5 protein-coding genes and 1 pseudogene are annotated in these 17220 nt (G+C 68.1%); 3 read left to right on the top strand and 3 right to left on the bottom strand.

What is annotated here, in order from left to right; all coding sequences use genetic code 11:
* Positions 1–48: 48 nt before the first annotated feature.
* The 3 genes from FJV41_RS11805 to FJV41_RS54940 all read left to right on the top strand — a co-directional run bounded on the left by FJV41_RS11805 (position 49) and on the right by FJV41_RS54940 (position 1612).
* Entirely contained in the window at positions 49–423 is a 375-nt protein-coding gene (locus FJV41_RS11805; RefSeq protein WP_141642555.1) for a DUF423 domain-containing protein, read from the top strand.
* A 739-nt stretch (positions 424–1162) separates the two neighbouring features.
* Entirely contained in the window at positions 1163–1378 is a 216-nt protein-coding gene (locus FJV41_RS11800; protein ID WP_141642554.1) for a helix-turn-helix domain-containing protein, read from the top strand.
* 18 nt (positions 1379–1396) lie between these two features.
* Complete coding sequence (locus FJV41_RS54940; RefSeq protein ID WP_141642553.1) at positions 1397–1612, top strand: winged helix-turn-helix domain-containing protein; 216 nt, start codon at positions 1397–1399, stop codon at positions 1610–1612.
* On the opposite strand, the pseudogene FJV41_RS11790 reads toward FJV41_RS54940, so the two are convergent.
* From FJV41_RS11790 to FJV41_RS11780, 3 genes and pseudogenes are all read right to left on the bottom strand, one after another.
* A pseudogene (locus FJV41_RS11790) lies at positions 1590–1943 on the bottom strand (ISNCY family transposase); the annotation flags it as partial. The gene FJV41_RS54940 and the pseudogene FJV41_RS11790 sit on opposite strands and share 23 nt — an antisense overlap.
* Before the next feature lie 136 nt (positions 1944–2079).
* Positions 2080–2427: a hypothetical protein gene (locus FJV41_RS11785; protein ID WP_141642552.1), complete on the bottom strand. Its 348-nt coding sequence runs from the start codon at positions 2425–2427 to the stop codon at positions 2080–2082.
* 8 nt (positions 2428–2435) lie between these two features.
* Entirely contained in the window at positions 2436–17180 is a 14745-nt protein-coding gene (locus FJV41_RS11780) for a nucleic acid/nucleotide deaminase domain-containing protein (RefSeq protein ID WP_141642551.1), read from the bottom strand.
* Positions 17181–17220 lie beyond the last annotated feature (40 nt).

The raw sequence follows: 17220 nt of genomic DNA, 5'->3' as shown, positions 1-17220 counted from the left end.
AACGGCGGTGTAGCGTGCACCAGACGGACTCTCGATGAAAGGCGTTCGATGATGCGGTGGTGGCTCGTGCTCGGTGCGGTGAACGCTTTCCTGTCCGTGGCCGCGGGAGCCTTCGGCGCGCACGCGCTCAAGGCCCGGCTCCCTCCCGACCTCCTCGTCATCTTCGAGACGGGCGCGCGCTATCACATGTACCACGCGCTCGGGCTGCTCGCGGTGGGACTGCTGGCCCTGCTGCGCCCCTCCTCGCTCCTGAATGGCGCGGGCTGGGCCATGCTCGTGGGCATCGTCCTGTTCTCCGGCAGCCTCTACGCACTCGCACTCTCCGGCGTCCGAGTCCTCGGAGCGGTGACGCCCCTGGGCGGCCTGGGCTTCCTCGCAGGCTGGGCCCTCTTCGCCATCGCCGCCTGGCGCGCGACGCCCTAGTCCTCCTCCCGGATGACCTGTCGCGTGTTGCCCAGAGATGAGGGCGCACGCGCAGGGGCGGGGACGGAAGCTGAGGCAGGCGGACAGTGTGGTCGACCGGGGCCATGGATCGCAGGCGGGTCACCCAAGCTGTTCGTAGCGGGGGGCGGCCAAGCGGCTCGCGCGTCGGAGCAGTCGGGACGGGGAGCCCTTCACTCCAAAGACAGCTGGAAGAAGCGCGGCTGGTAGGTGGGGTGGGCGACTACCCGGACAGTTAACCCGTGCATCTACGCGAATCCACGAGCACCTCCACCGCGGGGTGCGCCCAGGGACGTGCGCGGATGAGCCACCGGAGCGTCAACATGGACAGGAAGAGAGAGTGGGTGCGGCGGCACCGCATGGCGACGGGGTTCGCACTCGAAGTCCTCGCGGAGGTGCTCGGGGGGCGTAGCGGGCGCGCAGGGGCTGCGAGCAGGCAGTAGGCAAACTTCCAGTCCTTGGCGTCGGAGGCATCGAGGAAGCGGCGGAGGGGTGCCTTGGGGACATCCCCAGGGCGTGCGCCTCGACGATGTGCCTGACTCTTCCTGAAGCCACGCAACCCTCGGCGACCAGTCTCTTCTCGGCGCGGCTACCACTCTGATTCACGGCTCGGATGAATCCGTCGCTGGTCGTGTGTTGAACCTACATGAGTCGGCTGAAGCTGAGTGAAGGGCAGAGGAGCGAGTTGGAAGCATGATTCCGGACGACGGGAAACCGGCGTCTGCGCGAGCGGTGTCAGGCGGTGCTGATAACCGCCCGGAGCCGTCCTCAGCAGCAGATTGTCGAGGACCTGGGGACGACGCCGCGCAACATCCAGCGCTTCCTCGCTCGTTACCGCGCTGAGGGCCTGGAAGGGCTGAAGATTCAGTGGGCGCCGGGCAAGACACCCCTGATTTCCGAGGACCTGGCGCCTACCATTCTGGATTGGAAACGCTAGGGCCCCCGGGCCTGTGGGTTGAAGCGTGCCAACTGGACGCACGCCACCCTGGCCGCCTTCTTTTACCGGCAGACAGGGATTCGCGTGGGCGAGACGGCCATGGGCGATTTCTGCCGCCGCCATGGCGTTCGCCCGTATCGGCCCACCTATCGATTCCTTCGCGCCGACCCGGCTCGCCAGCAGCGGGCCCGTCAGGAGTTGAATGAAAAAACTACGCCGGTAAATATGGCCTGAGCCCATCTTCGATGTCTCGGAGGTAGCCATCCGGGTTGGCACGGAAGCGCCGGCCCAGGATGCGAGGGACGCGCCGCTGCTCAAGCTGAAAACGCAGTCTCTGCCAGTCATTGATGTTCCCAGGTTCCAGGTAGGGGCCGTCAAGCGCAGGCAGAAGGAGTGCCGAGGCAATGGCTGGCAGCCGCACGGCTCCGCGCACGACGAGTCCCGCGCTTGCGCGCACCCGGCCCCAGGCGCGCCGCTCGTGGTAGCGGCAGGTGCCGAAGAGGTGCTCCAGGTCATTGTCGGTGCGGGGCAGGTCCGGCACGTCGTAGCAGTGGAAGAGCGCAGGGCAGGTCACAATATGACCACCACTCCGCAACGTACCATCCTCCAGCCATCGTCCTTCTTCACCAGACCTATGCGCCTGCCCGCCTGCTGCTAGAACGCAGCAGGCGGGCCGATTTCTTCCCTACCGAAATAGGCTCTTAGGACCTGCGCCCCGACTCGGACGGCAGGTGAACATCGGCCCGCAGCAGGAACTCCTCGGGCGTCAGGCCGATATTCGAGACCCACTCGTGCCACGTCACGTCTCCCACCGCGAACGAGTCCTCGAGGCTCGCGGCGAACCGCTTGCACAGCGCGTCCAGCGTCTCCTCAGGGAAGTTCCGCTGAGCCGCCCATCCGTTCTTCAAGATGGCGACCTCGCGGCCCACTGCGGCGATCTCCGGATCGCCGTAGTTGCCTTGATAGACAACCTCCGACCCTAGCTTTACTTCCGCGATCCAGATGTCGACGTCTTCTTCATAGTTGACACCCACGAAATCGAAAAACATGCCTGCTCCTACTTGATGCCCATGTCACTCAACGACTTGTCCATCGCCTCGTTGCCCGCGTGACGAGACTGGACCGTGGCCCCGTAATCGAAGCTGTAGGTTACCTTCGCGTTCGGGAACTCACGTGCCAGCATCGTGCTACAGGTCTTGCCAGGAAGCATACAAGGTTGCCGCTCGGAGTACACACGCCGAACCTTCGCCGGATCGATTCCAGCGTCGGCCAGCACCCTTCGCCCGACCTCCTCCGAGTGAACGCCGAACCAGAAGTCTTTCTCCCTGAATTTTCCCATCGGGAGGTTGGGGACCGCCGTCAACTGGAGGACTCCGTTGGCATCCTCATACTCAAAGACAGCCACATTGGCCTTGCGGCTGTTCAGCCCCATCGTCTTTCGCATCCTGATGGCTTCCTGCGCCAGATCCGTGGAGCCATAGCCCACCTGGCCCGTCACCGTGGAGGGAGCCATCTTGACGGGCGCCCCACGCCCGCCATTGGGCCCACGCCGGAAGGGCCCGGTGCTCATCTGCATCGGTTGGGAGTTGGTGACGAGGTCCGCCGCGTCGTCGTCGAACCTGATCGGCACGCCCTCCGGCGTCACCGCCACGGGGCTCGCCTGCCTGGAGATATTCCGCCAGTCGTCGGCGAGATCGCTGCCGAGCTGGCGGGTGAAGCGACGCACATCGGGCGCCTTCGCCATCCCCAGCGTCACCAACTCCGTGCCCGTACGAATGCAGGCACCCACCCGGTCAGGACCACTCCCCTCTCGGGTCGCGCACTCCGCCGCATCGACCGCCGGCCCGTAGACGATGGGCGCGGTCACCTGCCCCGACGTCTGGCTCAGCGCGAGCGTCGTGACGCCGACCCACCCCATCATCTTGGCGACAATAGGGATGCTTCCCACTGTGGTAATGACCGGCGCCATCGCGACGCCACTCCCTCCCATCATGATGGGCAGGCCAACATTCGTGTGTAAGTCCCGGCTCTCCTCATCCTTCCGGAGCCACTTCTGGCCCTCGGTGTACCGCTCCATCGCGGCTTTGTGCTCCGGAGTCCCGGGCTTGGCCCACTTGAGCCACTCCTGCGCTTGACGCTCCAGCGACTCTCCCAGCATCCGCTGCCACGCCGTCTCGCCCGTGGGGTCCACGTACCGCAGCGGGTTCGTCCGGGCGTAGCCCCACGGGTTCAGCTCTGTCGGCGTGGCCAGATAGGTCGCCGCTGCCAGCGGATCCTCGGACAGGAACTGCCCGGTCGCCGAGTCGTACCAGCGCTGCTGGGCATAGTTGAGGCCCACCTCGGCGTCCCACGCGTGCCCCGTGTACCCGAGGCTCGCCTGCGTCGACGGTGGCGGCGTGCCGCTTCGGTAGCCACCCCACGCATCGAATGACGACGTGGTGAGGACGCCGGCCTCCAGCCGCCCCACGGCGCTTCCGAGCCCATCCTGGAGAATCCGCGTGCTCCCTGTTGCGAGCTCGAGGCCCGCCGCGCGCTGGTACAGCACCGCGCCGCCCGCGCCGGGGAGCTGCTCCTCGATCAGCGAGCCTCCACTCCACAGGTAACGCGTCGTCGTGCTCCCCACCGTCCGAGAACGTCGGAGCCCCGAGTAGTCATACTGGTACTTCACCTGCTGGAGTTGGACACCGTCGTCCAGCTCCGCCTCGACGAGCCGCCCCGCCGCGTCGAAGTGGAACATCCGCGTGAGGCTGCCGCGTGTCTCACGCGCGCGCCGGCCCGCCGCATCCACCGCGTACTGGGTCACCACCGCGTTGCCATTCAGCGGGTCCCGGCTCTCCTTCAGGGAGCCCAGATTCGCGTCGTAGTGGTACGACAGGTGCTGCTGCGGCGCTGAGAGCACATCGAACCCGCCAGCCCCGAGCGACCCCGTGTACGATGTGCTGCGCTTCTCACCGGACCGGGCGCCGTCCGCGTGCATCCGATAGAGCACGGACTGGCCGGAGGGGTAGCGCACACCGGTCAGTCGGTCGGCCGGGTCATAGCCATACTCCGTCGTCTCGATCATCCCAGGGCCACCCGACTCGAAGCGCTCCAGCAGCTCGGTGAGCCGGTTGCCGCGCTCGTCGTAGGCGTAGCTGTAGCGCAGCCGGGGCGACGCAATGGGCGAGGCGCAGCCCTCCGCCCGTGCGTCATGCGTGACGGACGTCAGCCGACCTCGGCCGTCATGGCAATAGGAGTGCTTCAGCGCGCTGTTGCCCACCCGGATCAGCCGGGCGCCGCCCTGCTCCCACGCAACGTCGAGGACCGTGCCGTTGGCCAGCGTGACGCCCTGGAGCCGCTGGAGTCCGTCCACTGTGTAGTTCACCGTCCCGGACGGGGCTTGAATCGAGAGCAGCGCATTGCTGTCGTAATAGCCGTACTCGACTGTCTCGGAGCCGCTGGTGACGGCCTCCAGGCGATCCCGCCCGTCGTAGCGCATGCTCCGGACCAGGTCGATGCCAGCGCGGTGCTCCGTCGCCGAGCAGAGCTGGTCCAAGCCATTGAACACGTAGCTCACGGACTCAAGGTCCTTGAAGGTCCGCGACACACCCGAGGCGTCCTGCGTGGGCGTGCCCGGCTTGAAGACAGACCGAATCACCCTGCCACGCCCATCCAGGACCTGCTCGACGCGCTCACCCAGCTCGTTGCTCTCCTCCGGGCTTCCGTTCGTCCAGGTGGTGGTCCACTCAGCCGTGCCACGCTTGCGCAACAGCTCTCGCCCTAAGAAGTCGTAGGTGAACTGCTGCGGCTTTGTCACGGAGCCCGCTGGCGGCGTCACCGTCTCCAGCCGCGCCAGCCCGTCGTAGGTGTAGGTAAAGAGCTCGTTGCCCGGCTGGGTCACCTGGACCAGCTCGCCCCGGGGGCCGTACTGCCTGGACCAGACCGTCTCCGCCGAGGTGCCCGCCGCATACCTCACGTCCGTCGCATTGCCCGCCCCGTCATACGCGGCATACCGCGTGCGCTCCAGGTCCGTCCCCTGCCCATAGGTCTCGTTCTCCAGGAGCCCACGCGCGTTGTAGCTGAGCGTCCGGATGCGATTGTCTGGAGTCTGGACGGAGCGCAGCAAGCCATCCGCGTAATAGGCATAGCTCGTCTCCTCCGGACCAAAGTGCTGTGACTTCAGCCTGCCGCTCGTGTCGTAGGTCCACGTCGTCGCGGCGGCACTGGCGTCAAATCCAAAGGGCACCATCCGCATCGACTTGCCGTCGGCGTAGTAGTCCCATTGATCCGCCGCCCCACTCTGGGTCTTCCGGATGACATTGCCGAGTCCATCCACCACCACCGTCACGGTCCGGCCGCCCAGGCTCTGTCCACCCATGCTCCACGACTCGGTGGAGACAGCCTGCCGCCCACTCCAGTTCGTCGTGGTCGTGTACTGGTAACCATGGTCAGGCGCTGACCAGGTCTCCACCTCGTTGCGAATCCGGCCGCGATCATCGATGGCCGCTTCCGCGCCGCGGTCCACAATCCGTGACGACGCGCCTTCGAGCACCGCCTGCCGCTTCACCCAGGTCCCGTCGTACCGGGTCCGGACGGAGCGCTCGCCCCCCGTCCCAGTCTGGACCTCCAACTCCACCAGCCCTCGCGCATTGTAGGTGCGAGCAATGGAGGCGCCGTCCGGGAGGCCCTCCACCTCGACGCCTTCTCCTGGATGGCTGTAGCTCCACTGCGCCATCCCCGTGAGCGTGGTCGAGGCCAGGGTGCGCGTCTGGAGCCGACCCAGCCCGTCATACGTCATCGCCCACGACTCCAGTTCCTGGGGCCCGACCTGTGACAGGACATTGCCCTGCGCATCCTGCGTGAAGCGAGTCGTGATACCGCCGGGCTCGACGACCTCGAGCAGATTGCCCGCGGTGTCGTACTCGCGCGTCGTTATTCGCCCCGAAGGGGACTGATACGAGACCTCGCGCCCGAGGGCGTCGTAATCCCAGGCATGCTGCGCGAGCTGGCCGTCGACGGTCTCCGTCAGACCAAGCACCCGTCCCTGCGTATCAACCGTATACGTCCGGACCTCTTCGCGCGTCCCCGTGGTCCCCGGACCCCGTCCGTTGAGGACGCGCGTCACCTGCACGGTCCCCGTGCCCGCCAACGTATCGGAATAGGCACGCGTCTCGGTCAGCGTCCGCGCACCATTCGCGGACTGCACGGTGCGCACCGACCGGGTCATCCGTCCCAGGACGTCGTCGTATTCGTACGTGTCCTCCAGACCCAGCTCGTCGTCCACGCGCCGTGTCACCCGGCCCGCGCCGTCATGGAAGGCCTTCGAGTCGACCCCACCGTGGCTCGTGGTGCTGCTCTTGACGGAGAGCTCTCGTCCCATCGCGTCCGTCGTGGACTCGAGCACATGCTTCTTCGCCAGTGTGCCGAACGTCCGCTGAACCACCGCCCCCGCAGCATCCAGCACCACGGTCTCCACATCGGAGAACCGACATCCGTCCGGACACGGCTCGCCCGCCCCCTTCGACTCGTACTCCCACCGGACCGCGCGTCCGAGCGCGTCGTGCAGCACTCGGGTCACCAACCCCCGGCTGTCCGTCGCCTGGGTGATGTTCCCTTCTCCATCCAGGACATACGAATAGAGCGCGACCCCGCCCACCGACTCGCCCGTCTGTCGTCCAGCGGAATCGTAGGTCAGGGTGTGCCGCTGCCCTCGCGCATCCAGGAACGACTGGAGCCGCGACCCCTGGTAGGTGTCGTACTGGATGGTGGCCGGGAGGCCCTGGGCCCCATACGTGTAGCGCTCGTTCCGGACCAATCCCTCACGAAGTTCCGTCGTCCGCGACTGGCTGCGGGACCACCGCCCCAGCGCCACGCTCTCCGTGACGACCAGCGTGTCGTCCCCCAGCAGGTAGCTGTACGTCCACACCTGGGGTGGGCGCCCGGAGACTGTCCGGGAGAGGAGCCGGCCCACGGCGTCATATGTCAACTGCACACGCGCCCCCGTGGCTCGGTTGAGCTCGGAGATGCGATTGCCGAGGACGTCGTACTCGTACTCCACGGTGTACTTGTCGAGCCCACCAGCGCCCGTCAGGACACGCGAGACCTCCGCGGAGCCCGGGAGGCCCAGCGCCTGCTCTTCGTGCCCGAGGAAGGTCAACGTGTTGCCAGTGGGGTCCACGCCTTGCTGGACCACTCCGTCCACATCCGGGAGCTGCTGGGCCGAGAACACGACGCCATGCAGCGGGTCTTGAACCGACAACCCCGTCGAGTCACCCGCCGCGTTGCGCGGCTGGCTCACGTTCGCCTCGCCGTGCCCCGTGGCCAGCTTCATCTCCACGGCGCGCCCCGTCGTCGGCTGTCGCGCGGACACCGACCAGAGCCGTCCGCTCCCGGCTCCAGGCACCGGCAGGCTCTCCGGAGGCGCGGCGCTGAGTGACACGCCATCCACCTGCATCCGGTCATTGACCGCATGACTCAAGGCGCGTCCCGTCGAAGACACCGTGCGATCCACCTGCACGGGTCCTCCCCGGACATCGCTCCCCCAGGCCGCGGTGCTCGGTCCCAGGCCAGGAAGCGTGGTGGCGCTGGCGTTTCCGTACTCGTTGAGGTCGAGCGAGACAGTGACGCCATCGGGACGCGTGAGGGTCCGCTTGACGGTGTCGGTCGCCTGGATGCGCCACCCCGGCGCTGGCATGCCGGTGCCAACCACGGAGGTGACAGCCTCCGCCGCGCTCACGTGCGCATACATTCCTGGCTGCGCCTCCCGCCCATAGGTGGCCACCCACTGAATGACAGGCGTTCCACCTTCGGGAGGACTGAGCTTCAGCTTCGCCTTCGCGACCTCGTTGGAGGCGGACCACAGCTTGCTCCCGCTCAGGTCCTCGGGCGGCGCCGCGTAGTCGTACTCCCACACCTGGGTCGCGGGCAGCGCCGACGTCCGCGCCACGCTCAGCAGATTGCCTTGCTTGTCATGCGTGAGCCGCAGCGCGTGGATGACGGAGCCATCCGACTTGAGGCGCAGCTCCACCGTGGCGAGCAGGGCGAAGCCCTGGTTTCGTGCCTGATTGCGCAGCCGGTTCGCGATGGACTCGTCGTCCAGATTGATGGGCTCGTAGTCGAGGACGAGCTGGAGCCGTCCTGGCGCGCGCTCCACCCGCTCCACCAGGTTGGTGCCAGCCCGGTACGTCAGCACCGTCCAGCCCGACCCATCACCGCGCCCGTGCCCGTCATGGTAGCGGTCGAGCAGCCATCGGCGCCGCTCCTCCAGCGCGTGGCCCCGAGCGCGCATCCCAAACTCATAGACGGCGCCCTCGGCCGTCTGTACGACCGCGAGGGCACTCCCGGCCCGCTTCTCGATGCGCAGCGTCAGTCCATGCGAGCGGTCCGTGGTGCAGTCCGTGGCGGTGCGCTCTGCGTCGCTGACGCTGCCGCAGGTCGGGAAGTCGTAGGACTGGCCCGCGACGACCACCGCGTAGCGTCCGAGATTCTCCTCCTGCACGAAGCCGTCGAGGTTGTTCGTCCAGCCCACGCCCGTGGTGCTCACCAGACTGCTCTGGTTGTTGTAGGTCCGGGAGAAGCGAACGGCCTCGGCGAGCTGCGGCACCGAGAAGTCCTCGTGCTCGAAGGACAGGTGTCCATCCGCCACGTTGATTCCCTGGACGGTGAGCTGGCCGGGCGCGCGGGCATTGAGCCCCTCGAAGACGCCGCGCGGGCGCCCCAGCGTTTGAACGAGACGACGGACCTCGGGCTCGAGAATCTCCTGGACCAGGAAGAAGCGCCGGGCTTCCCCGCCCGAGCCCGGCATCGGCACAAGCTGCGCGGGAATAGGCAGCGCGAAGTGCCGGGCGCCGTTGAGCCCTGTCTGTGAGAGCTGCTCGAGGGCGTCCTCTCCCAACCCTCCCCCCGACTCCTGGACGCGATACGCGCCATTCGGAAGGAGCTCCACGTCCGCCTGTTTCACGAGGCTGCCGGCCGCACAGGTGTCGGAGGTGCAGACCTTCACCCTTCCCCTGCGGATGACGTCTGGGTCCAGCGCGAAGCGGGCCGCGGCCGGAATGGAGACCGGCCGGTCCTTGACGGCCCCTCCGTTGGCGGCCACCTCGACCGAGCGTCGCGCGGTGAAGGCACTGCCCGCCTTGAGCAGGTCCGTGCGCGGAGACAAGCCCATCAGGTTGAAGCGATAGAGCACGTTCTCGGCGTTGCCGCTGAGGTACAGCTCCACATAGAGCAGGTCATTGGCGCTCAGGACGTCGTCGATGAACTCGCCGTCGCAGCTGCCTGTGATGGCCTGACTCTTGATACTGACATCACACTCGATTCCGAAGGCATCCCCACCAAAGCGTACGACGTAGTCACCCACCGGCGTCGGCGCGCGTCCCTCCCGCTCTGGCTCCAGCAGTCCGCTCAGGAAGGAGTAGGCCAGGTCGTCGGAGTCCGCCTCCGCGGTCGAGCCCTCCAGCGGCCTCGTCCCCGTGGAGGTCGTCGCCGTGACATGCGGGTTCGTGAGCCCCAGGACCCGGAACTCGTGCTCGCGGTCCCGGTCGTACCGGAGCACCCGGAACCCGTCCGGGTCCATGCTGGCGTAGACGTTCTTCAGTCCCACCGCGCGCTGGGGCAGGCCCGCCGGATGCGTGCCCAGCGGTTCACTGAAGTCCGGTGGCCTCGCGTTCCGCTCCGCGGGCGTCAGGGCCCCGTCGCCATCGAGGTCGCGCGGAAACACCTCATGTCCCACGACATGCAGGTAGTAGTTGGCGCTGGGCAGGCTGCCGAGCGTCAGGCGCTGGCCGCTTGGAGTCACCACGCGCATCGCGGCCTGCAGGGCCGCCGAGCCACGACCTGGAACCACGGCGAACTGAGCCACCGCGGGCTCCTCCGCCGCGGAGCTCGTCACCCGCACCACCCGCCCCGCGAGCGGGGGAACGCCCTTGGGCACATCCTCCAGGTCCTGGTTGCGTCGGCACGCCAGGAGCTTCTTGGCCGAGCTGTTCGCGCCCTCTCCGTACTCGGAGCAGGTCTCCAGGATCCGCCCGGAGACGCCCTCATCCCTCAGCATGTCGGGAAGGCACGGCGCGCCTCCATCGGGCGTGCCGCCATCGGCACGGGACGCCTCCCGGCACGGGGACACGCCCCCGTCGAACCACTCCGGCGGGAAGCCCGCATCCAGCGGCGTCTGTCGCACCCCTCCGTCTTCCGCACGCCACTCCTCGGGAGCCGAGGTCCGGACGCGCCAGTGCGTGTCCACATGAACGTAGGTGTCCCGCGTCGTGGCCGCGCCGCCGTGGCGCACCAGCGTGGGGGCCTGGTCCTGCCGCACCCCTCCCGCCTCGGCGCTGCGCCATACCCGGACGTCGATCTCCGGAGGATAGAGCGCCACGGGCACGTCGATGCCCAGCGCCTGCACCGAGCAGCGGGAGAGGGAGACCTCCTGCCCCGAGTCCACCACCTTCAACGGGCCTTGCTGCTCATCCAGCAGGCAACGACCGTCGGGGCCCGGACTCCACTTCGAGATGGGGGGTACGCTGGCGCGTGTCATCCCCGTATGGCCCGTAGCGTGATTGACGGCCACGACGACCAGGGGCTCCCCGGCGCTCAGCCTGAGGAAGTTGTTCCGATTGTCGCGACACTCCGTCTCATAGAACGCCCGGTCCGCGTCACCCAGGTTGATGGGCGGCGGGGCGCTGGAATCGTCCAGGATGGCGGGATTGAGCTCCCGGCAGCGCTCTCGAATGGCTCGCTTGAAGGGCGCCGTCGGTCCCACGCGCACGCGCGCATAGTGTCCCTGGGCGAGCCGCTGGCCGGGTTGAGGCTGCTCACACTGCTCCTTGGCGACGCCCACCGTGAACTGGGCAATGGGGTGCTCCAGGTCATCCGCCCTGAAGAAGTGGACCTCCGTCTTGGTGATGTCTTCGTCGGCGATGGAGGCGAACGAGCCACCATCCGTGTCGAACTGGCTGTGACCGCCGGCCGCGCAGTCGCGACGCAGCGAGCGTCCCTCGCGGTCCACGAAGTGGAGGGCGCCGTGGAGGAGCCGGGCGTCGACGAGGATGTCCGCACGGGTCTGCCGTCCGGAGGTCACCTGGAACGGAGTCGAGCACGTGGGATAGCTCGCCATGACCATCGACTGGACGACGGCGGCGCCTGTCAGGGGATCCCTGCCCAGGATGGGCCGAGGGCCCAGGGGGACGTCCGCGCAGGCGATTCCCTCGGCCTCCCCTCCCGCGACCATCACCGGAATGCCGTACTCACCCGTCGGCCCCGTGGCGCCACTCATCGTGGGCCCAGGCCCGGTGACGGTGACGCGCATGTCGGGGAATCGCACCACGGACTGGACCGCCACACCGCTCGCAAGGGACTGCTCGTCCCGCGTGAAGGTGAGCCGATAGCCATTCGTGCCCGCGTCCCCCACGGGCGAGGCCTGAACCGTCAGGGTGTACGTCCTCAGCTCGGTGCCCAACCGCCCACCGAGGGTGATGACCGTCGTTCCACGGGAGAGCTCGACGTTGCCCGCGAGACGCAACTCGCCAGCCGAGGCGCTCTGCGTGGTCGCGCTCCACGTCTCACCCTGGGGAGGCAGCAGCACTCCCCCCGTGCCGGACTTCGCGGAGATGAAGGCCTCGATGGGCTCTCCGGCGGCGCTCGTGGCGACTCGTGACGCCAGCAGCGAGACCGGGAGGGAATAGGGGAACGACACCTGCCGAGGCACGGAGATCAGCTCGGAGAGTTCCTGCGTGGGCCCGACAGCGAGCTGGCGGTCCTGCTGGGCTCGCAGCGCGCCGCTCACGACGGCGGGCACCATCGCCTGGATGTGCTGGTCCAGGAACGGGAAGAGGCCCACGAAGGCCTGGGCGTGCGCCTCGCCGAGCAGCAGCGCATCCAGCGCCCGCTTCCAGAGCGGCACCGGCGGCCCCAGCGGAAGCGGGACGCGAGGCAGGGAGCCTTCGACTCCACCATCGGTCGACGTGCCACCCTGCCCATCCAGGGTGGACAGCGCCTGCCGGACGATGGCGTCCTGCTCGTCGGTGAGCGCCATGTAGCCCACGAGTTCCACGGACCGGAGGTCCAGGAGCGACTCCGCCACCACCGAGTCTCCTCCGTCCGCCACCCGGGCGAGCCCCATCCTCGCGAGCATGTGGCTGCGGGGATCATGCGCCAGCACCACGGCATAGCGACCGGCCTCGAGGTGGGTGACGTTGGGGAACGTCAGCAGCACGGGCTTCTGGACACGCACGCCCACGGGCCCCACCTGCCAGACGGCCGTGGGAGACGCGTTGCTCTCCAGCTTGAGGGGCAGCGCGATGGGCGCGATCCGGGTGGCCGTCAACATGCCCTGGGACTGCCCGTCCTCGAACAGCAGCGCTCCAGGCGGGCCGTCAATCGCCAGGGCTCCGTGGCGGTTCGCGAAGTCCATGTGGAGCGCGGCGGAGGTGTCCACCCGGGTCGCGCTGCCCGTGTCCACCTCGGTCAACACGAGGGGCGCATCCAGCGTCTCGGCCTCCGGCGTCACCGTCAGCAGGCGACGAACGGTGGGCAAGGGCTTGCCGTCAGCGCTGGCTCCGCCCTCGAAGCGCAGCACCCGGGGCCCGGACACGGAGGAGAGGAGGGACCAGTTTCCATCGGCGCTCGTGCGAGCCGAGTCCTCCGTCCCTTCCAGCACCACTCGCACCCCAGGCAGTGGCTGGAACGTGCTGTCCATCACATACCCGCGCACCCGCGTGAGCGGACGGCGGACGGTGAGCTCGCTCACGAACTCGCTGGCCTGACCGGGACCGACCTCGGCCGCGACACTCCGCACGCGCACCCGGAGGACCGCTCCCTCGGGCAAGGGCGAACGGGCGATGAAGCTCGCTGTCTGCCCTCCTGGCGCGAGCGAGTGTCCTCCCTCGAGCGCGGTCCCCTGGTACAGCACATCGAAGCCCGCGCGCACCGATTCGAGCGTCGCCGCCTTGTTGAAGGAGACGCTGATCAACGCGTCGGGCTTGACCTCCGCCGCCCCGGCGGCCGGCTGAACACCGGTGACCACCAAGGGCTCCGTGGCCGGGTCCCGGTAGCGCACCGTGACGGCTCCGCGCCCGATGAGTCCCTGCACATCCCGCGCTGTCACCTGGATCGTGCTCTCCCCCAGGGGGACGGCGAGCTGCGCTTCGTAGACGCCCGGCGACACCTCGGACGCGGGGCCGGTGCCGATGAGCACCTCGGCCAGCTCCGCGAACGCCTCCACACGGGCCCTCACGAGCACCAGCGGTGAATCAGAAGCGCTGCCATCAACGGGCAGGAGCATCGTCACCCGAGGTGGCGCACCATCCACCGTCAGGCGAAGCGACTCGGTCCGCGTGTTCCCGGCCTCGTCGATCGCCGTCACATCCACCCGGGATTCGCCCGACTGGAGCGCGATGGAGGCACTGAAGGTCCCGCCCAGGATGGTCGCGGGTTGTCCACCGACGGAGACTCCCGCCAGATGGAGATCGCCCACCTCTCCCTGGATGAGGTACGGCGACTCATTCACCGTCACGGGACTCGTCGAGGGACGGGTCACCGTCAGGTACGGCGGGGTCCGGTCCACCGCGAGGTCTCGGGTGGTGCTTGCGGTGCGCCCCTCCGCGTCCGTCACGACGATGGAGAGCGAGTGGTCTCCTTCCGTGAGCGCGAGCGCCATGCTGAAGCTGCGCACCGAGACGGAGGCATTGACTCCGTTGATGGTGACGGTCAGCGGGAGGGTTCCTCCTCGGACCTGACCGGACACCGCCACGCTGGGGCCGCCGAGCACGGCGCCAGGGGATGGCTGGTCGAGCGACAGGGAAGGCGAGGGCTCCACGTGGCCCGCGTCCTGGGTCGGGACGCCTGCGTCCCCACCAGGCGGCCCACCCGCATCCACGCCACCTCCAGCGTCCGGAGCCGGGCCTCCATCGGTCGAGGCACCGCCGCGAGTGACGCTGACCGAGGCCTCGGAGCGAAGGCCGTAGCCGTCCATCGCGACGACCAGGAGGGTCTGTCCACCGGGGGAGAGCGGCGCCTTCCGGGAGAAGCCTCCCTCGGACGTCGTCGTGGCCAGCACGCCGGCCACCACCACCGTGACGGTGTCGGTGCCATCCGCGGGCACGGCCGTGCCGCGCACCGTAATGGAGGCTTCCTCTGTCACGAGGCCGTCGAGGGGCTCGCTGATGGAGAGGGTCGGAGGCGTTGCGTTGGCCCGCACATGCAAGGTCTTGCGGACTTCATTGCTGGCCGCATCGGTCGCTCGGAGTTCCAGCGTATTCGCGCCCTGGACGAGGGACCGATTCACTTCGAAGGTGCCGTCCGCGGACAGCGCCGCCGGGCCTCCGTTGATGGTGAGGATGACGGGCGTCGCGTCCGAGACGGACCCATGCACCGTCACCGTGAGCGCCCCAATGCGCGCGCCCTCCGACGGCCCCGTGAGGGTGAGCGTCGGGGGGGTGGAGTCACGGACGACCGACACGCTTCGAGTGGTGGTGTTGCCCGCCGTGTCCAACACCTGGACCACGAGCTGGTTCACACCCTCGAGCAGCGAAATCGTGCGCCGCCAACGACCATCCGCGCCCTGGCTCAGCAGCTCCCCGCCAACCTCCACGTGGTCGACTGGACTGCCATCCACCACCTCCACCTCGAGTTCCACCTGGGCCTCGCGCGTGACCAGGCCGTTCGAGGGCGCATGGATGGTGACACTTGGAGGCCCCACGTCGATGGAGAAGCTTCGTTGCTCCACCCGGGTATTTCCGACGCTGTCCGTTGCCGTGATGACGAGGAGGTGCGTTCCCCCCGACGCGACGGTGCTCCCGCTCGTGAACGGCGCGTCATCCAGCGTCGCGCTGTCCGTGCCGGGATGCGCGTCCTCCACGGTCCAGGAGATCGTCGCCGGAGTCCTGCGCTGCTCGCCATCCCGGACGCCGGAGACGGTGATGATGGGCGCCGTGCGGTCGATGACGAAATGTTTGAGGGAGGTCGTCGCGTTTCCCGCGAGGTCTTCCGCTCGAACCTCCAGGAAGTAGGCACCGTCCTCGACCACCTCGGTGCCCGAGCTGAAAGGCGCGCCATTCAGCGTCGCGCCCACGACCCCGAGGTTCGTGTCGGTCGCGCTGAACGTCGGTGTCACCGTCACGGCCACGGGGCCTGCCGCGGGAACACCTCCCACCGAGAGCACCGGAGGCGTGTAGTCGAGGGTGAAGGACACCCGGGAGGTGGTCCGGTTGTTGGCCTTGTCGCGAGCGCGGACCTCCACCGTGTGAGGCCCTTCGGCGGCGATGGTGTCGCCACCGAGATAGGGCTGGCCATCCAGCAGGGCCTCGACTCCCTCCGGCGCCATGTGGATGTCGGTGGCGGTGTAGCTCACCACCACGGGCTCCTTGACGTGGGCCCCATCGACGACGCCCGACAACGCCACCACCGGATAGGTCCAGTCGATGGTGAAGTTCACCGTGGCGAAGCCGTAGTTGGCGGCCCGGTCCTTGGCCACGACGAAGAGCGTGTGTGTCCTCTCCTGGGTGACTGGTGTGTTGTTCTCGTGCCCCATGCCATTCAAGGTGATGTTGAGCACCTCGAGATAGGGGCTGGTGACCTTGATGGACGGCGTCACCCAGCCCGGCGCGAACTCCCCTTCGGAGACGCCCGTCACCTCGATGAGTGGCGCTCTCAGCAAGAGGGTGAAGCGCACCCGCTTCATGGCCACGCGACCCTCCAGATCCTCGGCGGTGACCAGCAGGTCGTACTCCCCCTCCGCGGATACCGTCGTGTTGTTCTGGAAGGGAGCTCCGTTGAGCGTAGCGGAGGTGGTGACCACGTACGGGCTCGCGGCCTGCCATGCCACCGTGACCGGGCCCTGCGTCACGTCACCATCGGACACGCCCTGGATCGTGAGGGTTGGAGCATGGGTGTCCAGCACGACGGCTCGACAGACGCGGGAGACGTTGCCACAGGAGTCCGCCATGACGGCGGTGATGGAGTTCACTCCGTCCACGAGCGGCACGTCCGACCTGAAGCCATCGAAGCCAACGAGCCAGGCCGGAACGCCATTGATTGTCAGCGACTTGCCGTCACGGCCGTAGCGACCGGCGACAACGACGGGAGATCCGATGAAGTAGGCGCCGTGCTCCGGCTCGGTGATGGAGAGCTCCGTAGGGAGGGTGTCCGCATCGAAGACAGCGACGCGAACGTTGGAGTCCACGCCCCCCTGCACCGAGACCTCCAGGTGGTTGGTCGCATTCAGGGGAATGGCGGTCGCGAACGCACGACGTTGCGCTGGGGCGATGCCCGCCAGCACGTTGACCCCATTCAGGAGGACCTGGGCATCGGCGGTCGCGCCCACCATGTCCACCAGCAGGACGCCGAGCGTCCCCTCCCCCTTCGGCTCGAAGTCGAACACAGCCAGAGCCGGCTGGTGCCCTGGGGCGAGGTAGCCTGTATCCGCCATCACGCACGGAAGAGAGCCCAGGGTCGCGACCGAGACACGCACCTGTCCCCCATCTTGCGCCTCGACCGTGAGCTGGTTGGCCACCTGGAGCGCGACGCGCGAGACGTTCAACCGCTGTCCCGCGGCGATGGCTCCTACCGGGACGCCATTGAGCGATACCGTCGCGGCCTGCGCCTCGCCAGTCCCTCGCCCATTGCCGTTCTGGATGACGACCAGGGCCTCCACGCCGTCGGACGCCGCGAAGCTCTCCGTGCGCGAGGAGCCTCCGGCCACGGTGAGCCCTCCGAGCCGCCAGGTCGTGTTGACCGTCTCGGGAACCACGCCATTGCAGGCGGGCTCGAGTTCCTCGGCGGAGAGCTTCGCGCGCGCCGTGCCCGAGGTGGCCCCGGGTGACTGGGGCACAGGCTCCTGGGGCTCCGACTTCGTGCGACAGCCAGCGACC

Source organism: Myxococcus llanfairpwllgwyngyllgogerychwyrndrobwllllantysiliogogogochensis (genome assembly GCF_006636215.1).
GTDB classification, from domain to species: Bacteria; Myxococcota; Myxococcia; order Myxococcales; family Myxococcaceae; genus Myxococcus; species Myxococcus llanfairpwllgwyngyllgogerychwyrndrobwllllantysiliogogogochensis.
Note: the sequence above shows the minus strand (reverse complement) of the source record. Positions and strands in the feature narration are given on the sequence as shown.